Here is a 15,291-nt window from a genome sequence, read left to right on the forward strand (position 1 = left end):
GGGCGCACTGCGCCCCCTTCGCTTATTAGAACTGTGGTGCCGGTAACCGGATGCAGAAATGCGCTCCGCTCTCGCTCTCGAGCAGCACCACGTCCCCGCCATGATGACGGGCGATGCTGCGCACGATGGCCAGACCCAGGCCGGTGCCACCGGTGCGGCGATCCCGACTCTCGTCCAGGCGCACAAATGGCTCGAAGACACGGGCTGCATGCTCCGGCGCAATGCCCGGACCATCATCCTGCACCCTGATGAGGCACACATCGTGTTGGCGCTCGAGAGTCAGGGTTACCTGATGGTTGGCATGGCGCAGGGCATTACTGACCAGGTTCTCCACCGCCCGTGCCAGCAGTCGCTCATCCCCATGCCAGGGAATCGGGTCGCTTCGCACTTCAAGCTGCAAGGTTTTCTCCGGAGCCAGCGTCTGCCAGTCGGCCAGATAGAGATGCACCCAGGCTCCCAGCTCCAGATCAACCGGGTTGAGCGGCATTTCCGGTCGCTCCAGGCGCGCATAAGTGAGCATCTCGTCGATCAAGCGATCGAGGGAGCCCAAGTCGCGCTCCAGCGCCTTCATCTCTTGCTCCTCGGGGGCTGGTTCCAGCATCGCCAGGCGATAGCGCAGGCGCACCAGTGGTGTGCGCAGCTCATGGGCGATGGCGTCGGTGAGCTGTTTTTTGCCATTGATCAGCGCTTCCAGCTGGTCAGCCATCTGGTCCAGTGTTCGGCCGGTGCGCTCGAGCGTGCTGCCGGCCGGCAGGCGGCTGCGGGCGGTCAGATCGCCGGCTCCTAGCTTGCGGGCGGTCTGCTCCAGCATCAGCAGTCCGCGCCAGTGTGGACGCAGCCAGAGCAGGATCGGTAGCGCCAGCGACAGGCCGAGTAACAGGAGCAGACCGACATCGATCCAGCGCACTTCATGCAGATAGGAGAGATAGGGCACCGGGCCGACGATCAGCACCTGATCGCTGCCGGGAATCAGCTGCCGGAAGGTGTCATCATCATCGACAATCACGATATCGCCGTGGGCCAGAAAGGCGAGGTCGCCCTGATCGAGTGGTTGTCGGGAGAGCGCATCGACTCGCAGTGGCAGATTAAGCTGCTGTGATTGCTCTGCCAGTCGATGCGGCCACACGGCTTGCGGACGGCGTGCCAGCTCGGTGGTGAGCAGATCGAGCGAGCCTTGCATCAACCCTTCCAGATAGCGGTTGCCAGCGCGTTCGGCAGTGTTCTGATAGACCATGCCAACCAGTAGCACGGCGACCATAAAGCAGGCCATCAGCAGCAGATAGAACTGGATAAAGAGACGCCGCATGGCTTACTCCCAGGCTTGCGGCACCAGCAGATAACCGCGCTGGCGCACCGTCTTGATCCGGGTCGGTGCTGCCGGGTCATCGCCCAGTTTGCGGCGCAGACGGGAAATGGCCACGTCCATGCTGCGATCCAGCCCGTCATAATCACGGCCGCGCAGGCTGCGAAACAGCGCCTCACGCCCCATGATCTGGCCGGCATGGCTAGCCAGCTCCCACAGTAGTTCGAAGTCAGCGGTCGAGAGTGGCACCTCTTCACCATCGAGCCGCACCTGACGGGCCGGGCCGTCGATAGTCAGACGGCCAAATTGCAGCCGTTGCGGCGCCGGGGCCGATGGGCCGGGGGCGGGCGTTACGCCTTGCTGCTGGCGAAATTGCACGCGCAGGCGGGCCAGCAGCACCGGTGGCGGTGTGGTTTTCAGTATGTAGTCGTTAGCGCCGAGCTCCAGACTCAAGATCTGATTCATGTCGCTATCGAGGGAGGTGAGCATCACGATGGGGCCGGCAAAGCGTGGACGCAGATCGCGGCACAAGGAGAGACCATCACAGCCGGGCAGCATGATATCAAGCAGGATCAGGTCGGGTTTGACCTCCTCCACCCGCGCCAGCGCCATATCGCCGCGCGGCTCGATAAGCACTTCCATCTCGTGGCGGGAGAGCCAGCCGGCAATCAGCTGGCCAATTTCAGGATCATCTTCAACAAACAGAATGCGGTGCATGGAATCTATGCCAGTCAGAAAAACCCTTTAAGCATACCCGCCCAACTGTGACAGGGAAGGGAAACCTAGCCTTTGACCGAGCGCATTACGCGTCCCAGCCGCTCGGCGGTCTGTTGGGGGTTGGCGTTCGGGTCGTTGAAAAAGCCGGTGAGCAGGTCGAGCAAGGCTTGTTGCAGTGGCGTGGGTAGAGCCATGCCCTCGGCCACACTCGGCAGCAGGTGGCCGTCGCGCTGGGCCTGTAGGAAGTCGGTGTGGGACTGCACCGCACAGCGATCGAAGCCCTGCATCGACACTTGCGTCAATGCCGGGATTGAGCCCTTGGCCTGATTGAAACGGATTTGGAAATCGGGGCGCATAATCAGCGTGGCCAGCTCGCTCTGGGCCTCCAGCTGCACCGGGTCGCGCACCTTGAACATGGCGATGGAGTCGATGTTGTAACTGAAGATGCCTTTGCTGCCGGGGGTGGGCAGGCAGAGGATGTCGTCGCCGGGGTGATAGCTGGCGGCGCTGAGATCGCCCTTCACCCAGTCGCCCATGATCTGCATGGCCGCCTCGCCCTTTTCCAGCCGCACGGTGGCTTGGTTCCAGCCCAGACCGATAAAGCGCTCGGGCAGCAGTGCCCGCAACTCTTTGAAGCGCTTAAGCACCCGAACCATGTCGGCGCCGGCCAGGGTATCGCTGTCTTGCTCGAGAAATGCCTTGCGGTAAAACTCTACACCGCCTTCACCCAGCGCCACCGCTTCAAACAGGATCGCCAGCTGCCAGGGGTCGTTGCCGATGGCCAGCGGTGCGATGCCTTTATCTTTGAGGGTTTGCGCCACCTTGATAAAGGCGGGCCAATCGGTGGGCGGCGTCAGGCCGTTTTGGCGCAACACTTTCTGGTTGATCCAGAGCCAGTTGACCCGGTGAATCCCGGTCGGTACTGCCACCAGTTCCCCAGCAGAACTCAGTGTTTGATGCACCACGGGGGGCATCACCTTGTTCCAGCCAAAGTGGTCGGCCATCGGTTCGAGGTCGCGCAGAAAGCCGAGGCTGGCCCACTCTTGCAGTTCAAACCCCTTAAGGTGAGCCGCTTGCGGCGGGTTGGCCGCCAGAGCCCGGCTCTTGAGAACGGTCATGGCACTCTTGCCACCGCCACCCTGCACCGCGAAGTCCTGCCACTGATTGCCTTCGGCCGCCCACATGGATTTGAGCACCTCGACGGCACGGCCTTCACCACCGGATGTCCACCAATGCAGCACCTCCACCTGAGAGGCCTGAGCGAACAGCGGGGCAGTGAGCGAGCAAAGCAGGAACAGCGTGCGTCTTTTCATGATCATTGCCGTGGCAGTGAGAGGGTGGCCTGCAAGCCGCCGGTGGGCCGATTTTCCAGCACCAGATCGCCACCGTGAGCGTGGGCAATGCTGCGTGCAATCCCCAGCCCCAGGCCGTTGCCAGGTTGTTCGGTGTCGAGGCGGTAGTAGGGTTCGAAGATTCGGTCGAGCTGATCGTCCGCAATGCCGGGACCTTCATCGAGCATAAACAGGATCAGCACCTCGTCGTCATCAAAGATGATGATGCGCACCCGCTTGCCGTACTTGATGCCATTATCCACCAGGTTGGCGATGCAGCGCTTTAGAGCTAGTGGTTTGCCGCGATAGGGGTGCTTGCAGCTCCCTTCGATCATCAGCCGCTCTTCACGCAAATTGAGGCTCTCGGCCAGCTGGTTCAGCATGCCGTTGACATCGATCTGCTCGATATTTTCGTGGATATCGGTGTCTTTTACCGTCTGCAACGCCCCTTTCACCATCATCTCCAGCTCATCCAAGTCCTTGTTGAACTTGGTGATCTGGGTTTCGTCATCGAGCAGTTCGACACGCAGCCGCAGTCGGGTGATGGGGGTTTTAAGGTCGTGCGAAATGGAGCTGAACAGCCGCTCGCGGTCATCGATATAGCGGCGGATACGGTGCTGCATGATGTTGAAGGCGCGGGTTGCCGCCACGATCTCGGAAGCACCCTCTTCGCGCAGCGACGGCTGATCGATGTCCTTGCCAAGATTGGCGGCCGCCTTGGCCAGACGACGCAGCGGCCGGGTCTGCCAGCGCACCAGCATAAAGGTAAAGAAGCAGAGAAACACCGTCATCAGGGCGATAAAACGCACCTGATTGGCCGGCATGACGGTGTCATCCAGCGTCATGTAGGGGGCGGGCAGCAGGGCCGCCAGATAGAGCCACTCGCCCTCTTTAATCTCAATCTGAATCACCAGTACCGGCGGATTGATGGGTTCCAGCGACAGGGTGTAGCGTGCCCAGGAGGAGGGGAGATCCGCCAGCAGAGTGTCATTGTTAAAGACGTGCAGATCCTCGGGATGGGAGAAATCCACCTTGATCGCCATGGTGTCGGAGAGCTTGGTGCCGAGGATCTTGCTGATTTCCCGCAGCACCAGCGTCTTGCGCTCGCTGTCGGGGATCGGGTTGATCAGGATCTCCTGCTCGTTAAGCGACACAAAAAACCGGGTGCCACCCATGTTGCGCAGCTGGTCGAGCGCAATGTGTCGATACTGCAGCGGTAGGGATTTGAAGAAGTTGACCGTAGAGGAGGCCGACAGCGCCAGGTTGCGGGTGGTGCTGAGCATCCCTTCCAGCTCGCGCTTCTGGATCTGTTGCATCCAGATGCCGGTCAGGATGGTCTGGGAGAGCAGAATAGCCAGCAGCAGGAGCAGCAGCATCCGCGACAACAGGGAACGCGGTACCAGCACCGACCACCAGCTACGTCTGACCATGAGCTCAGTGCTCCTCGTGAACCTCGGCGATCAGCATGTAGCCACTGCCGCGAATGGTCTTGATAAGGCGTGGGCTCTTGCCGTTGTCGCCCAGTTTCTGGCGCAGGCGGCTGATCTGCACGTCGATGCCGCGCTCCATCGGCAGGCTTTCGCGACCGCGGGTGGCGTCGGAGATGGTGTCGCGATCCAGCACTACGCCCGGCTGCTGCAGGAACATCGAGAGCAGCATGAAGTCGCTGCCCGACAAGTCGAGCTTGCTGCCATCGTCGTGGGTCAGCTGGTGGCTGAGGGTGTCGAGGGTCCACTCGGCAAAGCGCAGATGGCGGGCCAGCTCTTTCTCTTTGACCTCGGGCTGGCGGAACTCGGCACGGCGCAGCAGCGCCTTGATCCGGGCCTGCAGTTCACGCGGGCTGAACGGTTTGGCGATGTAGTCATCGGCGCCCAGTTCGAGGCCAATCACCCGATCGGTCTCGTCAGAGGCGGCAGTCAGCATGATGATGGGAACCTGCGAGTCGCGGCGGATCTGCTGGCACAGGGTAAAACCGTCATCACCCGGCATCATGATGTCGAGAATGATGAGGTCTGGTGTGTGCTGGGCCAACAACTGGCGCATCTCGTTGCCTTCGGCGGCCGTCAGCACGGAAAAACCGGCACGGGTCAGATATTCGTTGAGCAGCTCGCGAATTTCCTGATCGTCATCCACGATCAGCAGCTTTTTGCTGAGAGGCATAGGTGTGTACATCCATTTTTTTGTGCAGATTGAACCCGTCGGGGGGCCAAAAAGCAAGCAATCCAGCGGCTTAATGTGAGTAGCAGGGCACTCTTTGTGCGTATCGTGCGGCAAACAGACGGAAAAAGGCCGGTTCGATGAACCGGCCGAAGAAGCGGCTGGACCCGACTGCAACCAGGACGCGCTGACCCGGTTGCGGGGTCTTCTGCCAAATCAGATACGTTCGAATACGGTTGCAATGCCTTGGCCGAGGCCAATACACATGGTCGCGACACCCAGGGTGGCATCCTTCTCCTCCATCAGATTGATGAGGGTGGTCGAGATGCGCGCACCGGAGCAACCGAGCGGGTGACCCAGGGCGATAGCTCCGCCATTCAGGTTTACCTTGTCGTCTACCGCTTCAAGCAGGCCGAGGTCTTTGACACAGGGCAGTGATTGAGCAGCGAACGCTTCGTTGAGCTCGAACAGGTCGATGTCATCGACGGTCAGACCCGCTCGCTTCAGCGCTTTCTGGGTGGCGGGGACCGGGCCATAACCCATGATGGCGGCATCACAGCCGGCAATCGCCATCCCGCGGATGCGGGCACGCGGGGTCAGGCCCAGATCGCGGGCACGTTCACCACTCATCAGCAGCATGGCGGCCGCCCCGTCTGACAGGGCAGAGGAGGTGCCTGCCGTGACGGTGCCGTTCACCGGATCAAACACCGGCTTGAGCTGGCCAAGGGTCTCGACCGTGGTCTCCGGGCGAATTACCTCATCGTAGTCATAGAAGATGCGGGCGCCGCTGGCGTCGTGCCCTTCCAAACCGACGATCTCCTTGGCGAAGCGACCCTCCACCGTGGCGCGGTAAGCGCGCTGGTGGGAGCGAGCGGCGAAGGCATCTTGCTGCGCCCGGCTAATACCGTGCAACTTGCCCAGCATCTCGGCGGTCAGTCCCATCATGCCCGACGCTCTGGCCACGGTTTTGGCCATGCCCGGGTGGAAGTCCACCCCGTGGCTCATCGGCACATGACCCATGTGCTCGACTCCGCCGATGATGAAGATATCGCCGTCACCGACCTGAATGGCGCGGGCAGCATCATGCAGTGCCTGCATGCTGGAGCCGCACAGCCGGTTGACGGTCACTGCGCCGATCTGTTTTGGCAGGCCGGCCAGCAAGGCCGCGTTGCGGGCGATGTTGAAGCCTTGCTCCAGGGTCTGCTGCACACAGCCCCAATAGATATCCTCAATTTCACCCGGATCCACGCTGGTGTTTCGGGAGAGCAGGGCACGCATCAGGTGCGCCGAGAGATCTTCGGCCCTGACATTGCGGAACGCCCCGCCTTTTGACCGGCCCATGGGGGTCCGGATGCAGTCGACAATCACGACGTCTTTCATGAATGGGTCTCCTTTCCGCAATCAGTAGAAGGTCTTGCCCTGGGCGGCCATCTCGCGCAGCTTGTCGCTGACACGGTAGAGCGGGCCCAGATTGGCGAACCGGTCGGCCATCGCCACATAGGCGTCGAGGCCGAGTGCGTCCAGATAGCGGAAAACGCCACCACGGAAGGGTGGGAAGCCGAGACCATACACCAGCGCCAGGTCGGCTTCGGCTGGCGTTGCAATGATCCCTTCCTCGAGACAGAGCACCACCTCGTTGATCATCGGAATCATCATGCGGGCGATGAGGGTCTCTTTGTCGAACTCCTGGCGCGGCTTGGCGATGGGCTCGAGCAGTTGATAAGAGGCCGGATCGGCCACCTTCTTCGGCTTGCCCTTGCTGTCAGATTCATAGGCGTAGAAACCCTTGCCATTCTTCTGACCAAAGCGGCCGGCCTCGAACATGACGTCGATGGCGGTGCGCCCTTCTTTGTTCATACGAGCCGGGAAGCCTTGCGCCATCACATCACCGGCATGGTGACCGGTATCGATGCCCACCACGTCCAGCAAGTAAGCCGGGCCCATCGGCCAGCCAAACTCCTTCTCCATGACCTTGTCGACAGCGGCAAAGTCTGCGCCATCAGCCACCAGCTTGTTAAAGCCGAAGAAGTAGGGGAACAGCACACGGTTGACGAAGAAGCCCGGACAGTCATTGACCACCACTGGCGACTTACCCATCGCGGCGGCATAGGCCACCACGCGATCGATGGTCTCTTCCGAGGTTTTTTCACCGCGGATAATTTCGACCAGCGGCATACGGTGCACCGGATTGAAGAAGTGCATGCCGCAGAAGTTTTCCGGACGCTTCAGGCTGTTGGCCAGCAGCGAAATGGGAATGGTGGAGGTGTTGCTGGCGAGGACGGTGTCGTCACCGAGCAGGCCTTCAACCTCGCTCAGCACGGCCTCCTTCACCTTGGGATTTTCCACCACGGCTTCGACCACCAGGTCGACGCCTTTCACGCTGTCGTAGCTGAGCGTGGGAGTAATGGAGGAGAGCACCTGGCCCATCTTGATGCCATCAATGCGGCCTTTCTCTAACTGGCCGTTGAGCAGCTTGGTTGCTTCGCTCATGCCCAGTTGCAGCGCCTTCTCATTGATATCTTTCATGATGGCCGGAATGCCCTTGCTGGCCGACTGGTAGGCAATCCCACCACCCATGATACCGGCGCCCAGCACGGCGGCATGTTCGGTCGCCTTGCTGGCTTTCTTGGCAGACTGCTTGGCCAATCCCTTGATGTATTGATCACCAAGGAAGATGCCGACCAACGCCTTGGCCACATCGGTTTTGGCCAGTTTGATGAAGGTCGCAGCTTCAGCCGCCAGTGCGTCATCGCGGCCCATGCCTGCAGCGGCTTCCACCGTCTTCACAGCGGCCATCGGCGCCGGATAGTGCTTGCCGGCCACGGCGGCAACCATACCGGCTGCGGTGGTGAAGCTCATCATGGCTTCCATCTTCGACAGGCGCAGCGGTGAGGTCTTGGCCGCACGGCGGCCCTGCCAGTCGAGCTTGCCGCTGATCGCATCTTTGATCATCTGCAGCGCTGCATTTTGCAGCGCGTCGGGAGCCACCACCGCATCCACGGCTCCGACCTTGAGAGCCTCTTCGGCGCGATAGTCCTTGCCGCTGGTGATCCACTCCAGCGCGTTATCAGCGCCAATCACGCGTGGCAGGCGGACGGTACCGCCAAAGCCGGGCATGATGCCGAGCTTGGTCTCGGGCAGGCCGATCTTGGCGGTAGTATCGGCCAGACGCAGGTCAGTGGAGAGGATGGTCTCGCAACCGCCACCCAGCGCATGACCACGGATCGCCGACAGGGTCGGTACCGGCAGGTCTTCCAGCGCACAGAAGATGTCGTTGGCTTTTTTGAGCCAACCGAGCAGATCTGCATCGGGCAGGGCAAACAGGGCGAGGAATTCGGTAATGTCGGCGCCGACGATGAAGGCGTCTTTGCCGGAGGTGAGGATCAGACCTTTTAGTTCACGTTCTTGTTGTAATGCGGCGATAGCATCGCCAAGGGAAAGCAGGGTAGCACGATCAAGTTTGTTGACTGAGCCCGGCGCGTCGAATCTGAGCTCGGCAATGCCGCTCTCGAGATAGCGGACCGTCAGGGTGTCGCCTTGGTAGATCATGAGGGTCTCCTTGTTCCCGGCGACGGCCGGGGGTGGCTCCATGTTCTCCCCGGTAGGGGATGCCGCTCACTATTGATCCAATTGGCGACATTTACAACACCTATTTAAAACATTTGTTTAACACTCTTGGAGTGAAAGCTCCACAGCGACCCGATGGATAGGCCGTGGTTCGTTTGGCAACAAAGAGATAGGGAAATTAGCTGGCCAGTGGCTTGAGTCGCAGCTGATCCGATGCTGCGGGTGGGCGATGGCGTAATACACCGCCAGTGTGAGTCAGTGTCACTTGCTCACCATGGCACCAACGCGGCGCGAAGCGCTCGAAATAGGCGGCTTGAAAGCGCTCACCGGCAGGATCGTTCCAAAACCCCAGTGGCTGAGCCGGGAAGGGTTTGCTGCACACTAGCCAGCCGCGTCCTTCCTGCACGGCTTGTCCGGTGTCATCCAAGACCTGCACTGCCATACCCAGCGCCCGCCCTTGGCTTTCGCCGTGAAACAGTGGGCTGATTGGATTACACAGAGCAAAGCAGGAGCCAATGTCATCGCACTCGAGCAGCTGCACCAGTTGCAGGTCAGTTTTGATATAGCGCTGCAGATGTTCACTGTGGGGGTTGTCCAAGCGTGTGCCACTGCTGCAAACAAGACGCAGATACGGCAGCTGATGGGTCAGGCGTGGGCGGACGCTGCCATGCTCAAGAGCCATGAAATAATCGGAGTGGCTGGCCAGCAGGGTCACCTGTTCGTCACGGGCGATGTCCCACAGTATGGGATTGTCCGGATGAACGGGGGCGCCGTCGTACAATACCAGTGTCGCCCCCGAGGCCAGTGCACTGATTTGCCAGTACCAGAGCATCTCCCCGGCTTTGCTGTGACACAAAATGCGATCCCCCGGGCGGATATCGCAGTGCAGTTGATGCTCTTTGAGGTATTGCAGCAGGCTGCCACCCACCGGGTGGATGACGCCGACCGTTTCACCTTGAAAGTTGCGGTGACTGATGTAGAGCGGATCGTTAAACGCACACTCATAAAAACGGAGTGGTGGTTGCGCTGTTTGTAGCAGTGATTGCCAATTGGTCCAATCTGGCAGGGAATCGTCGGAGCGACTGACGCTCACAGCGTGGCGCAGGCTGGGTAGTGCCTGGCGTAGAGAAATAAGACGATCGCGCACAGTGAGCGACTGACCAGATTGCTGCGATGGGTCGCAGGCAAACAACACCACCGGCGAGAGTGGTGTCAGCCGATGTAATGTTTCCTGTTCATTCAACTGGGGATCAATCGCAGTCCAGATGGCGCCGACACTGGCAGTGGCCAGCATGGCGATGACAGTTTCCGGCGTATTGGGGAGGTAAGCAGCTACCCGATCGCCTGGGCCAACGTGCTCTGCACGAAGCCACGTCGCCAGTGATGCTACTGCTGATTCGAGCTGTTGCCAGCTCAGTGCACGCCGCTCGCCCTGTTCGTTGTAAGCGATGATGGCGGTGGAGTCATCATTTCGGCGCAACAAGTTTTCTGCGAAGTTGAGGCGGCTATCCGGAAACCAGCGTGCTCGTGCCATCTCCTGGCGGTTCTCCGCCACAATATCGCCGAGTGAGCCTTGCACGCCGCAGTATTGCCAGATGAGGGGCCAGAAACGGGTCGTCTTCTCCACCGACCATTGCCAGAGATCCTGATAGCTTTGCAAATCAAGGGAATGGAAGCGATTAACCTCCATCATGAAGCGGTGGAGGTTGGTCTGTACCATCAGTTCCGGGCTGGGTTGCCAAACAGAGGCACGGCTCATCGGTCATCCTTGTTCTGGCGTGTCTCCCTGTAGTTTATAACTATGTTTTTGTTTTGTTAACATTTGGTGGCGCATATAGGTGTTGTCATCAAGCGATCCCGGCGAGGAATCCTTTGAAGCCTGAATGGGTCGAGCCACTCCCTTCATGATGTTATGCTCAGCAGACCGAGACAGCCGGAGCCCATCCCATGAGCAGCTACAGCCAACTCTATGCCGAGCACGTTGCCACCCTTCAACAGCGTACCCGGGAAATCCTTACCCGCGAGAAACTGGCCGGTCTGGCCATTCACGCCGGGCAGTGCCTGCGTGTTTTTCTTGACGATCAGGACTATCCCTTCAAGGTCAATCCACACTTCAAAGCCTGGTTACCTGTGGTGGATAACCCGCATTGCTGGTTGCTGGTCGATGGGGTGAACAAGCCGCGGCTGTTCTATTACCGGCCGGTCGATTTCTGGCACAAGGTGCCGGATCTTCCCAATGCGTTCTGGTGTGAGCAGATGGAGATCCACTATCTGACCAGACCGGAGCAGATCGCCGATTTTCTACCAACGGTGCGCGATGAGTGGGCTTATGTGGGCGGTCATCTCGAAGTTTCCCAGTTGTTGGGCTTCGGCCATTTCAACCCCGAGGCGGTACTCAACGCCCTGCACTATCAGCGTGCCTGGAAGACCGGCTATGAACTGGAGTGTCTGCGTGAAGCCAATCGCATCGGAGCGCGTGGTCATCTGGCGGCGCGTGATGCCTTTCTGGCCGGAGCCAGCGAGTTCGAGATCAATCTGGCCTATATGAATGCGGTGGGACAGGGCGCCAACGATGCGCCGTACAGCAATATAGTCGCCATCAACGAACACGCTGCCGTGCTGCACTACACCCACCTCTCCCATCAGCGCATTCCTGAGACTGAGCGCCACTCATTTCTGATCGACGCCGGGGTGGATGTGCACGGTTATGCCTCCGATATCACTCGCACCTGGGCCTGGCGGCGCGGTCTGTTTGCCGATCTGATCTGCGCGCTGGAGGTGCAGCAGCAGGCGATCATCGACGAGATGCGCAGCGGTATGCGCTATACCGATCTTCATCTGCGCATGCATCAGCGACTCGCCAGTGTGCTAGTCGATGCCGAGCTGGTGGATATGTCGCCCGATGACATGGTGAGTAGCGGTGTCACGGCTGTTTTCTTCCCCCATGGTTTGGGTCATCTGCTGGGCTTGCAGGTGCATGATGTGGGTGGCTTTATGCAAGATGATCGGGGCACTCACCTAGCGCCGCCCGAGGCGCATCCCTTCCTGCGTTGCACCCGGGTCATGGAGCCGGAGCAGGTATTCACTATTGAGCCTGGTCTCTATTTCATCGACTCCCTGCTCGGCACATTACAGGAGGGCGAACATGCCCGCCGTATCAACTGGGAGCTGGTGGATGCCCTGCGTCCTTGTGGCGGGATCCGTATTGAGGACAACGTCGTGCTGCATGCGGATGGTGTTGAGAACCTGACCCGGCAGGCGGGCTTGTGAGCGACTATCTGGTTCCGGCTGCATCGGTTGAGTGGAGCGAAGAGATAAAAAAGAGTCGGTTCGTGACACTGCTTGGTCATACGCCCGATGTTGAAGCGGCACGCAGCTGGATCAGTGAAGTTCGTGCCGCTCATCCGGGCGCCCGCCATCACTGCTGGGCCTATGTGGCCGGGGCGCCTGATGACAGTCAGGTGCTGGGATTTAGTGATGATGGCGAGCCAGCAGGCACGGCGGGTAAACCCATTCTGGCGCAATTGATGGGGTCGGGGATTGGTGAAATCTGTGCTGTGGTGGTGCGCTATTACGGTGGCATCCTGCTCGGAACCGGCGGCTTGGTGAAAGCCTACGGCGGCGGCGTCGGCAGTGCCCTGCGCGAGCTGCAAACCGAGCGCCGCCAGTCGATGGCCGATACCTGGCTGACTTGTGATTACGGCGATCTGGCGCTGCTTGAACATCTGCAAAGTCAATTCAACGGTATCACGCTGCACGCTGATTATGCTGAGCGCGTGACCCTGCAGCTGCAGTGGCCACAAGCCTTGCTGGCACAGGTGGGTGAGCGTTTGATTGAGCGCAGCCAAGGCCGCCTTTGTTTCCACTCTCTAACCCCGGAGCCGCGTTAAGGTGCCGTTTCGCAGTATTACGCGCATTGTCGGTCTGTTGGTCGGCATCTTCAGTTCCAGTCTGCTGCTCCCGGCAGTAGTTGCTTACTTTGCCCGGGATGGGGGCGGTACCGAATTTCTGCAGTCCTTTGTCATCTGCCTTGGGATCGGTGCGCTGCTCTGGTTTCCACAACGTCGCGCCCGTGGTGAACTCAGGGCTCGTGAAGGTTTCCTTATCGTGGTGCTGTTTTGGGTGGTGATCGGCAGCGTCAGTGCGCTGCCATTCATGTTGGCCGATCAGCCCAACATGAGCATCTCCGAATCGTTCTTCGAGGCGTTTTCCGGGCTGACGACGACCGGTGCGACCGTACTGACTGGCCTCGACATGCTGCCCAAGGCATTCCTCTTCTACCGCCAGTTACTGCAATGGTTGGGCGGGATGGGGATCATCGTGTTGGCCGTGGCGGTACTGCCACTGCTCGGCATTGGCGGAATGCAGCTTTACCGGGCCGAGATTCCGGGGCCGGTCAAGGACAACAAGGTGACGCCACGCATTGCCGAAACGGCCAAGGCGCTGTGGAGCATCTATCTGTTGCTAACCATCCTCTGTGCGCTTGCATACTGGCTGGCGGGGATGTCGCTGTTTGATGCGGTCTGCCACTCCTTCTCGACGCTGTCGATCGGGGGATTTTCCACTCATGATGCCAGCATCGGATTTTTCAACAGCCCAGCCATCAACCTGATTACCGTGCTGTTTTTGCTGCTGGCCAGCATCAATTTTGCCTTACACTTCATGGTGTTTTCGCATAGACCCATACGGCTAAAAGATTACCTGCGAGACCCCGAGCTCAAGGTGTTTCTGGGCATTCAGGCCACCCTGATTATCATCTGCAGTGCGGTATTGATCAGCCACGGGCACTATGCCAACTGGCAGGAAGCGGTTAATCACGCTGTGTTCCAGGCTGTATCGCTTGGGACAACGACGGGCTATAGCACCACCTCGTATGCGGATTGGCCATCTTTCCTGCCCATGTTACTGATGTTCTCATCTTTTATCGGTTGCTGTGCCGGTAGTACCGGTGGCGGAATCAAGGTCATGCGGGTGATGCTGCTGTTTATGCAGGGCATTCGTGAGCTCAAAAGGCTGGTGCACCCGCGCGCTGTTTACACCATCAAGTTGGGGCGTAAGGCCGTCTCCGAGCGGGTGGTTGAGGCAGTGTGGGGATTCTTCGCCACCTATATCATGCTCTTTTTCCTATTTATGTTGGCCTTGCTCATGACCGGAATGAATGAAGTCACGGCATTTTCCGCCGTGGCGGCAACACTGACCAACGTTGGGCCTGGCCTTGGGGATGTGGCATCCAATTTCAGTTCGGTGACCCCGGCGGCCAAATGGATACTGGTGGTCGCCATGCTGTTTGGGCGACTCGAGATTTTTACTCTGCTGGTGTTGTTCACGCCGGCATTCTGGCGCAATTGAGGTAGTTGATGGAAAAAATGTTGGTGCTCTACTCCTCCCGTGATGGGCAAACCCGCAAGATTGTCGATGCCATGACGCAGGAGATGAAAAATCACGATGTGGTGCTGCAGGATCTGCACGAACTGCCCACGTGTAATCTGAGCAAGTACAGCAAGGTGCTGATCGGTGCTTCCATCCGCTATGGTAACTACCACTCCAGCTTGCTGACTTTTGTGCACGCTCATGCGGAGCAGCTGGCGGTGGCTAATGCGGCGTTCTTTTGTGTCAACCTCACTGCGCGTAAGCCCGAAAAGTCCACTCCGGCAACCAATGCCTATATGAAGAAGTTTCTACGCCTCTCGCCGTGGCAGCCCACTCTGCAGGCTGTCTTTGCTGGCGCACTTCTCTATTCCCGTTATAACTGGTGGCAGACCCGGATCATCCAATTGATCATGAAAATCACTGGTGGCAGTACCGATACCAGCCATGACCTGGAGTTCACCGACTGGGAGAAGGTGCGCCAATTTGCCCGTGAGTTCGCCGCACGGCGCTAGTTTTTGACCGTGTTTGTAGAAAAAAACAGCGTTCGTCAGTGTTTTTCGGAAAAAAGGCGTTTTTTATCAAAATTCGCTTGCCAGTGTGAAACAGCTCCCTATAATGCGCCTCCGTCGACAGGGCAACGCCGCACAGGCAGCGAGCCGGTCGAAGTGAGAAAAAGCCTTGTGAAATAAGGCTTGACTCACACCGGGATGTGCGTAGAATGCCACTCCCGTCGCGATGAGAATCGCGCAGCTCTTTAACAAATTGAATCAAGCAATCTGTGTGGGCACTCGCAGGATTGAAGCATCAAAAACAATTTTTGATTTTCAATGTCTGATGAAGTGACCA

At 59.1% G+C, this 15,291-nt stretch carries 12 protein-coding genes; 4 read left to right on the forward strand and 8 right to left on the reverse strand.

What is annotated here, in order from left to right; translation table 11 throughout:
* Nucleotides 1-25: 25 nt before the first annotated feature.
* The 8 genes from rstB to BW958_RS13685 all read right to left on the reverse strand — a co-directional run bounded on the left by rstB (nt 26) and on the right by BW958_RS13685 (nt 10,834).
* Nucleotides 26-1,306, reverse strand: coding sequence for a two-component system sensor histidine kinase RstB (rstB, locus tag BW958_RS13650; RefSeq protein ID WP_076576298.1), 1,281 nt, complete (start codon nt 1,304-1,306; stop codon nt 26-28).
* 3 nt (nt 1,307-1,309) lie between these two features.
* Nucleotides 1,310-2,020, reverse strand: coding sequence for a two-component system response regulator RstA (gene rstA, locus BW958_RS13655; RefSeq protein WP_076576299.1), 711 nt, complete (start codon nt 2,018-2,020; stop codon nt 1,310-1,312).
* Between the two features lie 65 nt (nt 2,021-2,085).
* On the reverse strand, nt 2,086-3,333 hold the full coding sequence (locus BW958_RS13660; RefSeq protein WP_076576300.1) for an ABC transporter substrate-binding protein: 1,248 nt from the start codon (nt 3,331-3,333) through the stop codon (nt 2,086-2,088).
* A gap of 2 nt (nt 3,334-3,335) precedes the next feature.
* Nucleotides 3,336-4,781 carry an ATP-binding protein gene (locus tag BW958_RS13665; protein ID WP_076576301.1) on the reverse strand — a complete coding sequence of 482 codons (1,446 nt, stop codon included), beginning with the start codon at nt 4,779-4,781 and terminating at the stop codon, nt 3,336-3,338.
* A gap of 4 nt (nt 4,782-4,785) precedes the next feature.
* Complete coding sequence (locus BW958_RS13670; protein ID WP_076576302.1) at nt 4,786-5,511, reverse strand: response regulator; 726 nt, start codon at nt 5,509-5,511, stop codon at nt 4,786-4,788.
* A 213-nt stretch (nt 5,512-5,724) separates the two neighbouring features.
* Complete coding sequence (fadA, locus tag BW958_RS13675; RefSeq protein WP_076576303.1) at nt 5,725-6,888, reverse strand: acetyl-CoA C-acyltransferase FadA; 1,164 nt, start codon at nt 6,886-6,888, stop codon at nt 5,725-5,727.
* A 21-nt stretch (nt 6,889-6,909) separates the two neighbouring features.
* Nucleotides 6,910-9,057 (reverse strand): fatty acid oxidation complex subunit alpha FadB, encoded by a 2,148-nt coding sequence (gene fadB, locus BW958_RS13680; RefSeq protein ID WP_076576304.1) that lies wholly within the window; start codon nt 9,055-9,057, stop codon nt 6,910-6,912.
* A 196-nt stretch (nt 9,058-9,253) separates the two neighbouring features.
* Complete coding sequence (locus BW958_RS13685; protein WP_076576305.1) at nt 9,254-10,834, reverse strand: AMP-binding protein; 1,581 nt, start codon at nt 10,832-10,834, stop codon at nt 9,254-9,256.
* Nucleotides 10,835-11,022: 188 nt separating this feature from the next.
* Between BW958_RS13685 and pepQ the strand changes: the two genes are divergently transcribed.
* From pepQ to hemG, 4 genes are read left to right on the forward strand one after another with little or no spacing between them, the layout of a single operon-like run.
* On the forward strand, nt 11,023-12,345 hold the full coding sequence (gene pepQ / locus BW958_RS13690) for a Xaa-Pro dipeptidase (protein WP_076576306.1): 1,323 nt from the start codon (nt 11,023-11,025) through the stop codon (nt 12,343-12,345).
* Complete coding sequence (locus BW958_RS13695) at nt 12,342-12,965, forward strand: YigZ family protein (RefSeq protein ID WP_076576307.1); 624 nt, start codon at nt 12,342-12,344, stop codon at nt 12,963-12,965. The genes pepQ and BW958_RS13695 overlap by 4 nt, the downstream gene beginning before the upstream one ends.
* A 1-nt stretch (nt 12,966) precedes the next feature.
* Complete coding sequence (locus BW958_RS13700; RefSeq protein WP_076576308.1) at nt 12,967-14,424, forward strand: TrkH family potassium uptake protein; 1,458 nt, start codon at nt 12,967-12,969, stop codon at nt 14,422-14,424.
* 8 nt (nt 14,425-14,432) lie between these two features.
* Nucleotides 14,433-14,957: a menaquinone-dependent protoporphyrinogen IX dehydrogenase gene (gene hemG, locus BW958_RS13705; protein WP_076576309.1), complete on the forward strand. Its 525-nt coding sequence runs from the start codon at nt 14,433-14,435 to the stop codon at nt 14,955-14,957.
* Nucleotides 14,958-15,291 lie beyond the last annotated feature (334 nt).

The organism is Aeromonas sp. RU39B (assembly GCF_900156095.1).
Lineage (GTDB): Bacteria > Pseudomonadota > Gammaproteobacteria > Enterobacterales > Aeromonadaceae > Aeromonas.